This window comes from Methylibium sp. T29-B (genome assembly GCF_000576225.1).
In the GTDB taxonomy this organism is placed as follows: Bacteria; Pseudomonadota; Gammaproteobacteria; order Burkholderiales; family Burkholderiaceae_C; genus Methylibium; species Methylibium petroleiphilum.
The window spans coordinates 1-15427 of sequence record NZ_AZSN01000090.1 but is presented as its reverse complement, the minus strand read 5'-3'; the positions used below and the strand labels follow the sequence as shown (position 1 = coordinate 15427).

General features: G+C 64.3%; 18 protein-coding genes and 5 pseudogenes. 17 read left to right on the top strand and 6 right to left on the bottom strand.

Going from position 1 to position 15427, the window contains the following annotated elements:
- Window positions 1–169 precede the first annotated feature (169 nt).
- A pseudogene (locus Y694_RS14200) lies at window positions 170–1305 on the top strand (IS3 family transposase).
- 73 nt (window positions 1306–1378) lie between these two features.
- Here Y694_RS14200 and Y694_RS23520 read toward each other — a convergent pair.
- Together Y694_RS23520 and Y694_RS23515 are read right to left on the bottom strand one after the other, a co-directional pair.
- Window positions 1379–1648, bottom strand: coding sequence for a hypothetical protein (locus Y694_RS23520; protein ID WP_197028793.1), 270 nt, complete (start codon window positions 1646–1648; stop codon window positions 1379–1381).
- A 40-nt stretch (window positions 1649–1688) separates the two neighbouring features.
- Window positions 1689–2165 (bottom strand): EutN/CcmL family microcompartment protein, encoded by a 477-nt coding sequence (locus Y694_RS23515; protein ID WP_197028792.1) that lies wholly within the window; start codon window positions 2163–2165, stop codon window positions 1689–1691.
- Between the two features lie 2 nt (window positions 2166–2167).
- On the opposite strand from Y694_RS23515, the gene Y694_RS25965 reads away from it, so the two are divergent.
- The 13 genes and pseudogenes from Y694_RS25965 to Y694_RS25950 all read left to right on the top strand — a co-directional run bounded on the left by Y694_RS25965 (window position 2168) and on the right by Y694_RS25950 (window position 9821).
- Window positions 2168–2665, top strand: coding sequence for a hypothetical protein (locus tag Y694_RS25965; RefSeq protein ID WP_231497697.1), 498 nt, complete (start codon window positions 2168–2170; stop codon window positions 2663–2665).
- Complete coding sequence (locus tag Y694_RS25960) at window positions 2572–3171, top strand: hypothetical protein (protein WP_231497696.1); 600 nt, start codon at window positions 2572–2574, stop codon at window positions 3169–3171. Before Y694_RS25965 ends, Y694_RS25960 begins: the two co-directional genes overlap by 94 nt.
- A 14-nt stretch (window positions 3172–3185) precedes the next feature.
- A complete protein-coding gene (locus Y694_RS14185; protein ID WP_036233515.1) occupies window positions 3186–3431 on the top strand; it encodes a hypothetical protein in 246 nt (81 codons plus the stop codon).
- Complete coding sequence (locus tag Y694_RS14180) at window positions 3395–4216, top strand: HAD family hydrolase (protein ID WP_036233511.1); 822 nt, start codon at window positions 3395–3397, stop codon at window positions 4214–4216. The genes Y694_RS14185 and Y694_RS14180 overlap by 37 nt, the downstream gene beginning before the upstream one ends.
- Window positions 4213–5463, top strand: coding sequence for a hypothetical protein (locus tag Y694_RS14175; protein ID WP_036233508.1), 1251 nt, complete (start codon window positions 4213–4215; stop codon window positions 5461–5463). The genes Y694_RS14180 and Y694_RS14175 overlap by 4 nt, the downstream gene beginning before the upstream one ends.
- Before the next feature lie 26 nt (window positions 5464–5489).
- A complete protein-coding gene (locus Y694_RS14170; RefSeq protein ID WP_036233505.1) occupies window positions 5490–5948 on the top strand; it encodes a hypothetical protein in 459 nt (152 codons plus the stop codon).
- Window positions 5949–5970: 22 nt separating this feature from the next.
- Window positions 5971–6270 (top strand): hypothetical protein, encoded by a 300-nt coding sequence (locus Y694_RS14165; protein ID WP_036233502.1) that lies wholly within the window; start codon window positions 5971–5973, stop codon window positions 6268–6270.
- Window positions 6267–6425, top strand: coding sequence for a hypothetical protein (locus tag Y694_RS24320; RefSeq protein WP_155935833.1), 159 nt, complete (start codon window positions 6267–6269; stop codon window positions 6423–6425). The genes Y694_RS14165 and Y694_RS24320 overlap by 4 nt, the downstream gene beginning before the upstream one ends.
- A gap of 194 nt (window positions 6426–6619) precedes the next feature.
- Window positions 6620–7114 carry a hypothetical protein gene (locus tag Y694_RS14160; protein ID WP_231497695.1) on the top strand — a complete coding sequence of 165 codons (495 nt, stop codon included), beginning with the start codon at window positions 6620–6622 and terminating at the stop codon, window positions 7112–7114.
- 91 nt (window positions 7115–7205) lie between these two features.
- Window positions 7206–7517 (top strand): BMC domain-containing protein, encoded by a 312-nt coding sequence (locus Y694_RS14155; protein WP_275452072.1) that lies wholly within the window; start codon window positions 7206–7208, stop codon window positions 7515–7517.
- 13 nt (window positions 7518–7530) lie between these two features.
- Window positions 7531–9162, top strand: coding sequence for a GAF domain-containing protein (locus Y694_RS14150; RefSeq protein WP_036233497.1), 1632 nt, complete (start codon window positions 7531–7533; stop codon window positions 9160–9162).
- Window positions 9081–9362, top strand: a pseudogene (locus tag Y694_RS25955) (CdaR family transcriptional regulator); the annotation flags it as partial. The gene Y694_RS14150 and the pseudogene Y694_RS25955, both read left to right, overlap by 82 nt.
- Window positions 9363–9563: 201 nt before the next feature.
- The gene (locus Y694_RS25950) at window positions 9564–9821 is read left to right on the top strand and encodes a CdaR family transcriptional regulator (protein WP_231497698.1); all 258 of its coding nucleotides are present in this window, start codon (window positions 9564–9566) and stop codon (window positions 9819–9821) included.
- 17 nt (window positions 9822–9838) lie between these two features.
- On the opposite strand, the gene Y694_RS14140 is transcribed toward Y694_RS25950, so the two are convergent.
- From Y694_RS14140 to Y694_RS14130, 4 genes and pseudogenes are all read right to left on the bottom strand, one after another.
- A complete protein-coding gene (locus tag Y694_RS14140) occupies window positions 9839–10654 on the bottom strand; it encodes a tyrosine-protein phosphatase (RefSeq protein WP_081771304.1) in 816 nt (271 codons plus the stop codon).
- Between the two features lie 23 nt (window positions 10655–10677).
- A complete protein-coding gene (locus Y694_RS26805) occupies window positions 10678–11166 on the bottom strand; it encodes a flavin reductase family protein (RefSeq protein ID WP_310732255.1) in 489 nt (162 codons plus the stop codon).
- Window positions 11167–11207: 41 nt separating this feature from the next.
- A pseudogene (locus Y694_RS26800) lies at window positions 11208–11285 on the bottom strand (hypothetical protein); the annotation flags it as partial.
- Between the two features lie 658 nt (window positions 11286–11943).
- Window positions 11944–13284: a Rieske 2Fe-2S domain-containing protein gene (locus Y694_RS14130; protein ID WP_231497694.1), complete on the bottom strand. Its 1341-nt coding sequence runs from the start codon at window positions 13282–13284 to the stop codon at window positions 11944–11946.
- A gap of 233 nt (window positions 13285–13517) precedes the next feature.
- On the opposite strand from Y694_RS14130, the pseudogene Y694_RS14125 reads away from it, so the two are divergent.
- The 3 genes and pseudogenes from Y694_RS14125 to tnpA form a co-directional block, all read left to right on the top strand.
- A pseudogene (locus tag Y694_RS14125) lies at window positions 13518–13914 on the top strand (transposase); the annotation flags it as partial.
- A gap of 87 nt (window positions 13915–14001) precedes the next feature.
- Window positions 14002–14767, top strand: a pseudogene (locus Y694_RS14120) (helix-turn-helix domain-containing protein).
- Between the two features lie 291 nt (window positions 14768–15058).
- A partial coding sequence (tnpA, locus tag Y694_RS22630; RefSeq protein WP_161728026.1) for an IS66-like element accessory protein TnpA occupies window positions 15059–15427 on the top strand: 369 nt, incomplete at its 3' end.

Sequence of the window (15427 nt, the reverse complement as noted above, 5' to 3'; positions counted from 1 at the left end):
TGCCATGCGCCGCAGGTTCAGTGCCATGCACACCAGCTTCCACTCCGCTCGCACCCGGTGCAGCCCTCGCAGGCTGAACAGAGCCGGCCGCGCAAATCTGAACACGGTCTAGAGTGGAACGGCTGCTCCGATGGGCGAGGATAGAGCCCGAGACGAAGGAGCAGAGGACATGAGCAGGAGACCCCGCCGCAACCACTCAGCGGCGTTCAAGGCCAAGGTGGCGATAGCGGCATTGGCCGATGGCAAGACCATCGCCGAGATCGCCCAGAAGCACGACGTGCACCCGAACCAGGTGACGGAGTGGCGCAGGTAGCTGATGGAACGCGCCGCGGGCGTGTTCGGTGCGGCGGTGGCGTCCGAGACCCCGCTGGTGGACCTGAAGGCGCGGCACGCCAAGATCGGGCAACTGACGCTGGAGAATGATTTTTTGGAAGGCGCGCTCGGCAAGGCGGGACTGCTGAGCGTAAAGCGATGATCGACCGAGAGCACGAGCTGCCGATCAAGCGCCAAGCCGAAGTCCTGGGCATCAGCCGTGGGGTGGTGTACTACTAGCCCGAGCCGGTCAGCCAGGCCGAGCTCGCGCTGATGCGGCGCATCGACGAACTGCATCTGGAGCACCCGTTCGCGGGCAGCCGGATGCTGCGCGACTTCCTGCGGCTGCAGGGCATCGAGGTGGGTCGCCGGCGCGTGGGCACGCTGATGCGACGCATGGGCATTCAGGCGCTGTACCGCAAGCCCAACACGAGCAAGCGGCACCCGGCGCACCCGGTGTTCCCGTATGCGCTGCGCGGGCTGGCCGTCGAGCGTGCCAACCAGGTCTGGGCGCCCGACATCACCTACATCCCGATGGCGCGCGGCTGGGTGTACCTGGTGGCGGTGCTGGACTGGCACAGCCGCCGGGTGCTGGCGCACCGGGTTTCCATCACGATGGAGGCGGACTTCTGCGTGGAGGCCTTGCGCGAGGCGGCGGCACGCTGGGGTGCGCCGCAGATCGTCAACACCGACCAGGGCAGCCAATTCAGCAGCGCCGAGTTCGTCGCTGAGGTGGCACACATTGGTGCGCGCCAGAGCATGGACGGCAAAGGCTGCTGGCGCGACAACGTCTTCGTCGAACGGCTGTGGCGCAGCGTGAAGTACGAGGACGTGTACCTGAAGGCCCACGACAGCGTTAGCGCCGCGCCGCGGCTGAGCCTGGCAGCGTACTTTAAATTCTACAACGCGCGCCGGCCGCACCAGAGCCACGACGGGAGTACGCCGAACATGGTCTACTTCGGCACGCTGCCCGCGCTGAAGCAGGCCGCCTGAAGGGTTGAACCATGAGTACATGGCTCAACCGGGGCGCCTCCGGCGGCCTGGCAGGGGCCCTGGGATAGAAAGATCAAATCGCCACCAATCCACTTATCCCAGGCCGATGCCTGTTCAAACGAGCGGAGCCGGCTCTGCGCTCGATGATGGCGCGCTGGGTGTCGGCGTCGAGCAGTGACTCGAGTGGTCGATCGCCGACACATGCCTGGCTCAACGGGATCACCATCTCGGGCCCGTGACTGCCGAGCGCCAACGGACGAACTTCCTGTGGCTTGGCGCGGCCGCTGAGTCCGACCAGCGAGCAGAAACGAGCCGCGTCGAGCACCCCGGCCATGCTGATCACCCCAGGGGCCAGAGTTCACCAGCCGGGCTGCGCCGCGTCTTCAGGGTTTGACGAAAGTGGTTCGGCCATCCAACTGCACCGAATCGACGATGGCGACGACGGCGGCGTCGTTCGGCACTGACTGCCCGTCGCGCTCGACTCGCGCGGAGCTGCCGCGCACGACCAGCACGACTTCGCCAACTCCGGCTCTGGCCAGGTCAACGGCGACATGCATCTGCTGCGGCGCAGCACCTTGGGGCTCCGACTCGCCGAGCGGATCCGAGGCTGCGACCGACTGCAGCAGCAGCTTGTGCGGGGCCAGGCCCTTGTGGCCTTGATCGACGCGACGACGGTGCCCCGTACCTGCGCGAGCTTCAAGAACGTTGTAGGGTATGCCCCACGAACGGCGAATTCGTTGGCCGGGCTGGACAGTTGCTACTGCGCCGATTTGTCCGCCGCGGCCATAGGCGCCTATTTCGCCGCCCCTTAGAGTTCTCCTACTAAAGCGACCTCCGGTGCACCGGAGTGCAGGAGACAAGCGTGATTCGCGACGAAGATGCAGACTTCCACCCGCCCGACCCAGCGCACCCGGCCTGGGCCGAGACCAACTACTTCGGTTTCTACAACGCCGAAGAGCACCTGAACGTCGGCGTCTACGCGCTGTTTCGCACCAACCTCGGAACGGTGACGTCGTCCGTCTGCATCAACTCCCGGCGCACGGTGACGCACTGGGAGGCCGACTTCTGCGACATGCGTTCGGCCATCCCCGTCCCGCAACCACGCAACCTGCGGGACTACAGGCTGAGCAACGGCCTGCACGTGCGCTGCCTCGAGCCTAACCGCGTCTGGCAGATCCATTACGACGACGGGCAGGAAACGCGCATCGACGTGCGCTACGAGGCGCTGATGCCGGGCTTCGACATCCACGACCCGGCGATGGACCGATGTGCGCCTCGGCCTCGCGCGAAGGTAAGTTCGCCTGGGGCACGGCGTACAACGGGCACTTCGACCAGACCGGCGTATTCACCGGCAGCGTGACCATCCGCGGACGGAAGGTACCGATCGATTGCGTGTCGACGATGGATCACAGCTGGGGTCCACGGCCTGAGCGCGGCGCACCGGCGATGAGCTGGCTGCACGGCCACTTCTCGAGGGACTTGGCGATTCACGCGATCCTGGGTTTCGACCCGGCGCGCGACAACGGGCGCGAGCTGTGGCTGGCGCACGGTTACGTGCTGGAGCGCGGCAAAGTGTTCGGTCTGAAGGCCGGCGCCGGGCAGACGGTGCGCAAGCAGGAGCGTTATCCCGAGACTATCGCGCTGCGGCTCACTGACAGCGCGGATCGCGTGTGGGAAATGAACGGGCGCACGTTGACCACCATGCCGTGGGTCTACGTGCCCAACAGCATCGGCTTCAACACGCTCAGCGAATGGACCTGCGGCACTCAGCGCGGCTACGGCGAGGTGATGGACTTCATCGAGCTGCCGGTTCTGAACGCGCTGAACAGCTCTTCTTCGACGCTGCGGCCGTCCAAACCGCTTTGAGCGTCGCCGCAGCCATGCCTCGCGCCATTCTGTTCTACATGGACGGCACCCTGGTGGACACGCGCGCCGCATCGTGGGAGCTGTTTGCCGAGACGAACCGCGAGTTCGCCCTCGGCATTGACACGCGCGAGGCATTCTTCAAGATCTTCGAGGGCAACTTCTTCGATCGCTGGCGCGGCTGCGCCCCGACAGCCGCCGATTCGAGGCGGTCAAGCGCTACTTCATGGATCTGCTGCGCACGCGCTACCGGCCGGCGATGATTCCCGGCATGGTCGATGTGGTCAGCGCATTGGCGCCGCACCGCACGCTGGCAGTGCTGTCGACCAACGGCATCGAGGCCATACGGCGCATCCTCGTCGACGCCGGTATCGCAACCTGCTTCTCGCACGTGTTCTCCGCCGAGCTCCAGCCGAGGAAGTCCGAGTCGATGCGCCGCTTCCTCGGTGACTATCGCTACGCCGCGCAGCGCTGCTGCAGCCCGGCATACCGCGAGGAACCGACCGGCGACGACGAGCTCGAATCGTCCGACTGCGTGCTGGTCACCGACACCGTCGGCGACGTCGCCGAGGCCAAGGAAGTCGGCATCGCCACCGTTGGTGTGGCCTGGGGCACGCACAGCGAGCGCCAACTGCTCGACGCCGGCGCGAAGGAGGTGGCGCTGTGGCCGCAGGAGTTCGTCGCATGGCTGCGTCCCGAGGACTGCCGCGGTCCGGCATGCGGCAGCATGGCCGACGCCACGGCGTCGGGGGCCGCCTCGACCGACCTGCAGGCCGCCGGCCGCCTGCGCCGCGACCACTGGCTCCACCACCGGCGTGCGGCTGCCGCCGCCGCGGCTGGCCAGCGGCGTGGATGCCGAACTGTTGGGTGCATTGCGCCGTGTCGTGCGCAGTCGGTCATGAGGCGCGCACGCGGCGTCGAGCGGTGCCGGGCGCCCCCCGGACCGCTTGCCGTGGCACGCCAACAGGCAAACGGGGTGGCCGATCGCGGCTGCCGGCCATCCCCGAACAGTGAAAGCCGAGTACCTTCTAAGGAGAATAGCAGATGAAGGGTCTTGAACTGATGCCCCTTGAGGAGACAGTCAAGTGGGCGAAACACAACTCTTGGTATGTGGCCGACTTGCTGGCCAGACGGGGCACAGAGGGCGTGAATCCGCTGATTCCGCGTGCCGAATACGAGATGCTGTCATTCCAGACCACCTTCCTGCAGCACCCATGGCTCTACATGTGGCTGGGCGAGAAGGTCGGGATGGAAGGCATCCGGGCGACTTGCAGTTCGGGCCATCGGCAATTTGGTATCAAGACTATCACGCCGTGCAACATCCAGTGGGGCTGTGGTATTGCGCTGTTCGGGAGGCTCTTCCTGATTGACGGCGGACTGATTGGACCGAACGACTATCTCGACAATCTGCGCATCATCTATAGCTTCTGGCGAACCGTCTTTGAGGGCTACATGCGACAAAGGAAGCCGGCGGTTATGGACCTGGGGTATACGCTGCAAGTGCTTGATCAGGATGTCGTGGAGGATCTTGGCAATCAGGTTGAGCCTCTGAATGATCCGGAACTCCGCGCGACGGTCGGTCAGTTCAATTCGCTGGTTCAGCTAATGGGCTTTCTCGATCACTACGACAACCGCTTGGGTCTTGGCGACACCGGTCCTTATGACCTGGGCGATCGACTGATGATCGTCAGAGACTGTTTTGTCAATGAGAAAGCCTATCCTTGGACGTATGTCGTGGGAGATCTCCCGTTCTCGTACTCGCTCGTGCTGACGTTCGACAAGAAGAAGATGATGCGCGACCGAAAGAACGGGAAGTTGAAGATGTTCTCCATCTACAACACCGGTACGCTGTTCGCCGATCCTCCCGACTACGAAGATAGTGCGCTCTTGGAAGTCGCGGTGTTCCAGCGGGATGAGGACTATCCCCGTGGCACCTCGACGCGGATACCGCTGAGCGAACTGGGAACGCACATCCAGAAGATCGAGGCAGCCGTTGAGCGGATGTATTCATATCTTGCGATGAAGCCCAAGTTCGACAAAATCCTCGAAGGCAATTGGACCTATGTGGGCGCCTCGCTCCCGTATGTGCGCGCCCATGACCTTGAGGCCGAGGCCGCTTCGATGGGTTTCTGGGATATGGATCAGACGAGCATGGAGTACTTCCTCAAGGGGTATTCAAGGGCAGCGGAAGTCCAGCGCAAGGCGACGGCCGGGCTGGGCGCGCCCCCCCGCAGTTGCCGGGGTTCCGCTGCAGAGGAACCAAGTTTGGCAGGTACGAGATCAACAATTGACTAGCCGGCGACCCGCCGAAAGGAGCAGCCATGGCTGAAATCAAAGTGAAGAAGGATGACGACAAGCGGTTCAGCTGGTCCCACGAAGAGTGGAAGCTGAGCGTCGATTTCAAGACCTCCGATGAGTTCGAGGATTGGCTCAACAAGGAAACGAAGTACTTCATTCGAGCCAATGCAGGGTTCTACGCTCAGTGCGTCATTGTCTGCGTCGAGTCGAAGGGCGATGAGTTCCTGTGCTACGTGGACTACTACAAGGGCAAGTACCCACCTTGGTACAGCGCAGAGGAGTTGGCCGTGCTCGACATCGATGAACTGCGTAAGGAGCCCGCCAAGGTCAAGTGGGAAGACTGGGAATGGACGACCCTCAAGCAGGACGACTTCCCGCTGCGCCTGAAGGAAGTCATCTTCCTTTACCCGCCCCAGGAGCCTGTGATGCCGTGGTTGTTCCTGTCGCCCGAAGAAAGTGGCTTGGCAAAGATGGACATCTAAAACCGCACCAGGAGACGCTTAAATGAGTGACGAAACTGTCAAAGAGATTGAAGGCTACCGGTATATCGGCCAAGGCTACAATGTCGTGCCGGTCGGCCGACACAAGGGCGTCGCATTGAATGTGACGGACCCTAAGCAGATGATCGCGTTGATGGGCAATGCGCAGAAGATCAAAGAGACCATCGTAGTGACCCCGGGTGGTACCACCACCTTCGTCGCGCCGTTGCTCTATAAGAAGCCAGCCGGCATCATCACCTATGGGGGACACCCGAGTCTCACCTCGGCATCGTGGGTCGGAATTTCCGAGTGCCGATCGTCATGACGTTGAAGCTGGAAGGTATTGGAGCCATCCCGGACGGTACCCCGCTGCTGATGGAGTGCGATGGGAAACTGGGGCGCGTCTACGCGAAGATGGACATCAAGGCAGGAGCAAGTCAGCCAGCCGCGGACCAGTCGCCCGGCTCGACGCTTGGGTAGACTCCTGGTGGCAGGCGGGGACGGCGCGGGTGCAATTCGCGGTCGTCCCCGCTACCTTTGCAAACAAAGACACTAAGGAGCAACGGCCTCGGTTCACGTGGGGCCGGCAGTTGAAAATGCTTACGGAAACAGACTTCCTTGTACTCAATGCGGTCTACCTGAAGAAGGTAGCCACTGGGACGCAGGTCAGTGAGATGACCGGCGTCGCATCGGATGACGTTGCGCACATCTTCGCGGTTGCGACGGAACAGGGCTGGCTGATGGACATGGGTTCTGACGGTGTGATGGTCCTGGAAGATGGAATCGCCCAAGTGAAGACGTATTACACCGAAACTTATGCGAGCTTGCGGTCCAATGCTGCGTTGACCGATTGGTACCGCGGCTTCGAGTCGCTCAATGTGCGCTTCGTCGCTGCAGTCACCGAATGGCAAGAGAGTGACGGATCGGATCGCAGTGAACAACGCGTCGTTCAGGGTGCGGAGCGACTGGCCAAGGACATCTTGCGGCTCATGCCGCTCGTACCGCGCTATGAGAGCTATGTGAGCCGGCTCGAACGTAGCATGGAGCGCGTCGACGCAGGAGAGCGCGACTACGTCTGCAACCCGACCGTCGACTCGGTCCACAACGTCTGGTTCGAGTTTCACGAGGACATCCTTACCGTGCTTGCCAAGCCACGCGACACGACATGACCAGGTCCGCGCCGGAGGTGCCGCTGGACTGCCGTTCAGCGGCTCCGCCTCAGCGGAGACTTGCCTACAATGGCACGGTGCGCAGCGCGTCATGGAGGGCAGCATCATGAGTGGCGGCTTACACGGAACGGCCTTGGGATTCGTCGAAACCATTGGCAAGACGGCCGGCATGTACGCTGCCGATGCGATGGTCAAGGTGGCGAACGTGACGCTGCAGACGGCGCAGCAGCCGGGCGGCGGCATCATCACCGTGATCGTCCGCGGCGAGGTGGCGGCGGTGCAGGCGGCCATCGAGGCCGGCGCCGCCGCCGCTCGAAGCGTGGGCAAGGTACGCGCCATGCATGTGATTCCTCGCCCGCACGAGGATATCGAGGCGATCCTCGAGCGGCCTCCTGTCCGCTAGTGTAGGGGATGCGATGCACAAGGCGAAGCGCAGCGGACACCTGGTAGTCATCTCGCAGCCAACAACGGCTGGCGAACCGGCGCCAGCCGTCGAGTCGATCGGCGTGCTCGGCGAGGCGCTGGGTGCGATGGCCGGCGCCGCGCTCGGGCCCGAGCAGGGTCTGAAGGAGGTCGCGGCGGAGCGCTTCGCCGCAGTGCTCGGCGGGCACGATGCGATCGTCATTGAACGCAGCGGTACTGGCTGGCACTGCGCCAGCACCCGTGTTTCCCGACTGGGCGATCGAGCCGCCGAAATTCCGGCAACGATCCCGATGTCGCGCGACATCGTCGTCCTGCCTGGGATCGGCGCCTTTATCTCCGTGAAGCCGGACGTGGGCGTCCTGACCGATCGCCAGGTCATCGAGGCGGACCGCGCCGTCATGCTGCGCTCGCTGGCGATCGGCTTCGACCTGGCACTCACGGCGGCAACTCAGTACCGCGTCACGTTCGACGCGATAAACGAGATCGGCAGCCTGCAGCAGATCGCCAAACGCATCCTGTCTGCGGCCGAATTGGACGAGGTCATGTTCTCGATCACGCGAGAGGCGACCCGGCTTCTCGCCGCGGACATCGGCGGGGTGTTCCTGCGCGACGGCGACGATCTCGTCATGCGCAGCTGCGTGGGCAACGACACCTTGGACATCGACCGGCTCAGGATGAAGCGAGGCCAGGGGCTCGCCGGCCGCGTCCTCGATACCGCGCGCCCCTGGAAGGTCGATGACTACCTCGCCAGCGAAGAACTCAACCGCGACTTCTTCTGGCTCGCACGTGACGAGCACATCCGCTGCGCCGTGGGCGCGCCGTTGCACGCCCGCGGGGAGGTGATCGGCGTCCTCGAGGTCTGGCGCAGGCGCAACGTACCGTTCACCGACCAGGACGTCCAGCGTCTGGCCGCGCTGGCCAACCTGACCACGATCGCCATCCAGAACGCCCGGCTGTACGAGAGCCAGAAGGCCGCCATGCGGCAGCTGACGCAGATCAACGAGAACCTGTGCCGGCAGCACGAGTTCGTGCAGCTGTCCGCCCGGCTTCAGGATGACCTGATCGGGGCGCTGCTCGAAGGCGGCGGGGTTGCCGCGATTGCGCGGATCGTGGCCCGCCACGCGGCGGCGGAGGTCGCCATCCTGGGCGCCGATTTCGGGGTCATGGCGGCCTATCCGACGTGTGTCGCGGGTGCCGCCTGGCTGGTGAGGGTGGAGACCGCCAGCCAGCAGTTGCCCGGGCACGCCAACAGCACGACCGCGACCGCGCGATGGCAGGATGCCTGGCTTTCGCTGCGGCCGATCGTCGCCGGCGGTGACCGCATCGGCTGGGTATGCGCGCTTTCGCCGACCGCGCCCGGGGACATCCAGGAAGCCGCGATTCGTCAGGCCGCCGTCGCCAGCGCGCTCTACTGTCTCGAACAGCGCTCGGCCAGTCAGGCCCGCGCGTCCGCGCTTGGAGCGTTGATGTGGGACCTGCTCGAGGGCACGCCGCCGATCAGGCAGTCCGCGCTCGATCGGCTGACGGACTTCCACATCGACCTGCAGGGCCCCACCGAGTCGTCCACGGCACCATCGACGGGCTGGCTGAAACCGCGCGAGGCGAAGGCTGGAACATGGACATGATGGAGCGCAAGCAACGTGCCGTGCACGAAGCCTGCGAGCGCGCACTGAGCTCGGTGTCACTGAAGCTGATCGCCTCCCGAGGCGACTTGGTGGTGGCGATCGTCTCCGCCCTGGACGCCGCTCGCGCGACCCGAGTGCTCAAATCGCTGCACGAGGAGATCCTTGCGAAGGACGGGGTGAGGACCTTCTGGGGCGTCAGCGCTCCGTGCGAGTCGCCGTCGCAACTGCCGAGCGCGAACCACGAGGCCCGCTGTGCGGCGCTCGCGGTTGCGAAACTGGGGACGCCGAAGAACCCGGTGGTGATCCACGAGCACCTGGGCGTCCTGACACTGCTGCTGCAGGGCAGCGAAATCGCCGATGGTCGGGATCTGCGCAAGTTCATCAACCGCATCCTGGGTCCGATGTTCAAGTACGACTCGGCCCACCACGGCGTCCTTGCCAAGACGATTCGCGCATATCTGGACAACGACTGCTCGCTGAAACTCACTGCGCAACAGCTGTTTGTCCACGAGAAGACGGTCCGCTACCGCCTGGTCCAGTTCGAGGAGCTGACGGGGGTGGACCTTCGTCGGCACCGGGAACGGATGTCGGTCGACCTCGCGCTGCTGATGCACGACTTCGCGACGCGCTCGGCGGACGCCGACGCTGGCGAGGGCTGAAGAGCCCCCCACCTCTCTCACGCAGCAGAGGGCGCGGCAGCCGGCTCGGTGAGCTGATCGCGCAGCCTGCGGCGGCGCTCCGCGTCGAAACCCAGACCGCGTGTGAGGTAGTTGTCGACGTCACCGAAGGCGGATTCGATCGACTCGAAAGCTGCCTCGATGTAAGCTGGTTTGGCGGCCGTGAACACTTCTGCTACTGAGGCTGGGGTTCCGGGCGGCATCAGGTGGCCGATGTCGCGGCGATGGGCGTTCGTCAGCAGGTAGTCTTCGACGATCACCGACCTCGACGCGCCGAGCGCCATCAGGATAACGGCCGCGCCGAAACCCGTGCGATCTTTGCCGCTCACGCAGTGGATCAGCATCGGCCGCCCCGCCGCCTCCTCCACCGCTTCGAGCATGCTCCGGTACTCGGCACAATGATGCAGCGGGTAGAGTCGGTAGTGCCCGGTGACGGCCCGCTCGACTCCGGCGGCGTCGATGCGCAGTTCCCGCAACTCCTCCAGCATTTCCGCCACACCTTGCGGCCAGAAGCCGAGCTGCGCGATCCTCGGGATTGCACCGGCCGGCAGCCGGTTCGGGTGGGTCGCGCGCTCGTTGGCGACGCGGAAGTCGATCACGCCGTAAAGGTCGAGCGCGGCAACGAGTTCCAGATCCCGGCCGGTGAGCGCTGCCAGCGAGTCCGAGCGGAACAGGCAGCGCCACCGCGTCCGCCGCCCGTCACCCACCGGATAACCGCCCAGATCGCGAAAGTTCACCGCCCCCTCGAGCGGCAGCCGGCGATGCCTGTCGGCGCGCTGCGGATTCAGCGGCGAAACGCTCACTTTGTCGCTCATGGCTGCGTGGTCCAGTGCGCCGGTCACAGGTCGAGGACGAGCAGCGCGCCGTGCGAGCGCGAGACGCAAGTGGTCAGGAACTGCGTGCGCGCTTCGGCGTTCAGCACGTAGTCCCGATGGTCGACCTCCCCGGAGAAGTAGCGCACCTTGCAGGTCCCGCACAGCCCACTCTGGCAGGACATCGGTATTTCGACACCGTGCTCTCCGAGTACCTGGGCGATCGACTTGTCGTTGGGTACAGTCAGCACCACACCCGTGCTGGCGATCTTCAGCTGGAACCCGAGCGCCAGCGCCTCGCTGCCGATGTCCGGGACTTCCTCCGCGGGCACCGCCGGTGCGCCGACGAAATACTCGCAGTGCACGGCGTCTGCGGGCCAATGCGCACTGGCCCGCGCGCATGCCGCCATAAACCCCTGCGGACCGCAGTAGTACAGCTGCGATCCGGGCTCGTAGCGGCGCAGCAGCACGGCGATATCCAGTCCGTTGGCCGGATTGCCGCCGTCGTAGTGCATGACCACGCGCCCTTGGCCGCCAGCGGCTCGAACTCCTCGTGGAACGCGGCGTGTGCACGCGACTTGGCGCAGTAGTGCAGCACGAAGTCGGCACCGAGCTTCTCGAGCCGGTGAACCATCGCCTTCATCGGCGTGATGCCAATACCGCCCGCAAGCAGAATGTGGTGCGGCGCCCCCTCCACCAGCGGGAAGTTGTTGCGAGGCCGTCCGACAGCAACCAGCCGCTGCGTGTGCACGCGCTCGTGGATGGCGACAGACCCTCCGCGGCCGTTGTCTTCGCGAAGCACCGCAATCAGATAGCGCCGCCGATCGTCAGGGTCGTTGCACAGCGAATACTGCCTTATCCGCCCATCCCGGAAATACAAGTCCACATGCGCTCCCGCAGTGAACTCGGGCAGCTCGCTGCCGTCTTCGGATGCGAACTCGTAGGCATTGATGCCGATTGCCTGGTAGGTGATCTGCCGCACCCGCAGTCGCAACGCTGTCTTCGGGTACTTGTCTGCGGACCCTAGTTGATACATGCCGATTCCCTGGAAAGGGCTTCTACGTTGTTACGGCTGACTGGCCAAGGGAATGGGGGCTTGAGCGCCGCCTTCGCTTCCCAGCACCGCACAACCCAGCTCTGGAGGGGCGTGGCCCCGCCACTTCCCTCGGAGCATCCACAAGGGGTGGTCGAAGTGCCCCGGCCGTTGGGCGCTCACAATCTGGACTCCATTTCGTCCAGCCGCCCCAAGACGTGCGCTTTTCGCTGCTCCCGTGGCAGTTCATCGCATTCTTTCAGGAACACGAAGACCTCGTGTGCCGCCTTACGAATGGCTTCCTTGTCCTTCTCATTGTCGGCGTTGCGGCGGATCTTGAGCCTGGTGTCGGAGGTGTATCGCGGCAAGGTCTCCTCACGGCCGGCTTCAGCTCGTGCAGACACCGGGTCGGGCGGCAGCTTTCCAGCAATGGCATCGCGCAGTTGCGATCGGTACATGTAGACCCCCACATCCGATCGACCGGGTGCTCGAGACTGTGGATGGCCATGGGCCCTTGACTCACGATGACTTCGTAGTCGCCCGGAGCGCGCTGCATCTCGTCGTAGCTTCGATGCCGAGTCTGCCCGATGAGAAAGTCGATCTTGTCGACCCCACACTGTTCTTCCTTTCCATTGTGGTTCGGATCGACCTCATCGTTGAAGTGTCGCCAACCGAAGGCAATCGAGTGTTGATCATCGACCGGAACCTGCCAGCGCGACATAGCAGGGCCTGAGTGCCGTTGCGGTGCTGCTGCCACGATAGCGGCGTTTTGCATGAAGTTGGGGAGCGCCAACTCCGAGATGCGAATCCAGACAGTGTCGTCCGAAAGGCGTCGTCCGGCGGTAAAGATGATGCCGTTCCCACCGTGGGTTGCATGCCAGTCGATCACGGGCATCTCGCCGAAGCCCCCCTGCAGCGTCACACCATCCGCGATACTGGAATTCACGCCAGCCACGGTCATGTTGTTGTGCAGCAAGGCGGTGTGATAGTGATCGATCTGGTTCTCGTGAACTTGCAGCCAGTTGCAGTCGAACACGTTGGAGAAGGGGATCAGGCGGGTGCCGCGTGGCCAAACGTAGCCATCAAAGACAGGGAACTTCGGCTTTCTGTCCGGCGGCCCCATGTAAGCGAACACGAGGCCGTCGCGCTCGAATGCCGGGTAGGCGCCCTGGCAGACGGTGTCCTTCAACCGGGAGTCGGCAGGTTCCGCAGGCGCCTCCAACAGCTTGCCGTTAACGTCGAACTGCCAGCCGTGATAGCAGCAGCGGATGCCGCGTTGCTGCACGATCCCGAATTCGAGCGAAGCCCCGCGGTGGGCGCACTTGCGGTGCAGCACGCCGACATTGCCTTCGCGATCCCTGAACGCCACCAAGTCCTCGTGCATGATCCGGATGGCCTTCGGAACATCGGTCAGCTCTTGCGACAAGCACACCGGCTGCCAGTACCGACGCATGTACTCACCCATCGGGGTGCCCGGCCCGGTGCGCATGATGTCTTCGCTCGTGGGCGCCGCGTTCTGCAGGCCGCGTAGCAGGTAGCCGCTGTACGGTGCGCCTTGTGCGGCGGCAGGTGCAGCGCCTCGACGTTCGTTGGTGGTCATCTGACGATCTCCTTTGTTGCCATAGAGAGGCCCATACGGACACCCTGTACGGCAGTCTAGCCAGCACCACAGGGGATGTCTTTGGCGGCCTCAGATAAAAGCATGGCTGTCTTTTGGCGACATCAACCAAGAGACGACTCAGGGCGGCAGCGGTTCAACCTCTCGGGCAGGTCTGAACAAGTCCACCGACCGCGCCGGGTGATCGTTGAGCCGCGCAAGGAGCGAGCAGCACGATGGGTCAGATCAGTTTGTCGGATGCGGAGTACGCCGGCAAACGCAAGAAGACGCGGCGCGAAGTGTTCCTGGCCGAGATGGAAGTCATGGTCCCCTGGAAGGCGCTGCTCGACCTGATGAGCCGCACTACCCGGCGGCCGGTCGCGTCCGTCCTCCCTACCTGCTGGCGTCGATGCTGCGCGCGCACCTGATGCAGAACTGGTTCGCGCTGAGCGACCCAGCGATGGAAGAGGCGCTGTACGAGGGCTGCGCGCCTTCGCCAACCTGAGCCTGAGCGAGCCGATCCCCGACGAGACCACCATCCTCAACTTCCGCCACCTGCTGGAAGCCAATGACCTGGCCGAGGACATCTTCGAGGCGGTCAACAAGCACCTCGAGCGCAAGGGGCTGCTGCTCTAGTGTCGTGAGTTAGTTTAGAAGTTCATTGAACTATTTGAGGCGCCGCCGCTCTGTCGTGTACCGTGTGCACACGACGAGGCGGCGATGCGAGGAAGACCCAAGGCCGAACTGGTGCTGACCGAGCCTGAGCGCGACGAGTTGGTTGCGCTGACGCTCAGACGCAAGACGGCGCAGGCGCTGGTCCTGCGCGCGCGGATCGTGCTGGCCTGCGCGGACGGGCAGGACAGCAAGGTCGTCGCCGCGCAGCAGCGGGTCACGCCGCAGACGGTGGGCAAGTGGCGCGCTCGGTACGTGGAGCATCGGCTGGATGGCCTGTTGGATGCGCCGCGTTCGGGTGCGCCGCGAACGATCGATGACGCGAGAGTCGACGCCGTGATCGCCAAGACACTGGAGTCCGTGCCGGACGGCGCCACGCACTGGAGCACCCGCACCATGGCGCGCGAGGTTGGGCTGACGCAGACGGCGGTGTCGCGCATCTGGTGTCAGTGGTCTTCCAATAATCCCCAATGTGCCGACGATGCTGGACATCCACTTGGTGATGGATAACTACGGCACCCACAAGACCCCGTCGATCAAGGCCTGGTTCGCGCGGCACCCGCGATTCCACGTCCACTTCACGCCCACCTCGGCATCCTGGCTCAATCAGGTCGAACGCTGGTTCGCCACGCTCACCCAGCGCTACATCCGCCGCGGCACACACCGCTCGACACGCCAACTCGAAGAAGCCATCAAGCACTACGTCAACGTTAACAACGCCGATCCCAAGCCGTTCGTCTGGTCCAAGAGCGCTGATGACATCCTCGCCAGCCTCGAGAGGTTTTGTCTGCGAACTTCTAACTCACGACACTAGGAGTCCGCGCGGCAGAAGCCGCGCAGCCTCCTAGCCTGCGGCCTTACGCACCGCTCCACCGAGCCCCCTCCGAGAGGGAGCTCCAGCTTGTTCGACCGCACCCTCCAGCCTCCCTCCGCGAGGGAGGCTCCAGTCAGTCCGACGAGTGCCTTTGCGCCGTTCAGCTTGCGCTGAGCACCGTAATAGTCCGACCGACCCCGTCATTGCCCCCGGCGTCGCCAGCCGGCAGCATCTTCTCTGATGGAGTGCGCATCCGCTTGATGGTGTGCACCAACGGAGATGGTGCACACCATGAAGGATCAAACAGGAGGATCGCGGCGAAGCCGGCGACAACACGAACGGGCGTTCAAGGACGAGCTGATCGCGCAGAGCCTGCTCCCAGACGCGTCGGTCTCGGCCATCGCGATGAAGGGCGGCATCAACGCCAATCTCCTGTTCAAGTGGCGACGTGAGCACCTCAGGGCGATGGCGATGGCGGCGCCCGCATCGACCGCAGCGACGCTGCTGCCGGTCTGCCTGATCCCCGAGACCGCTGCCGCGACCGACGAACCGCCGGTGCCCGACGCCCCCGCCGTCAACCGGAACTCGCGCCCCGGCGTCATCGAGATCGAGATCGCCGGTGCTCAGCTGCGCCTTCGCGGCGCCGTCGACGAGGCCCTG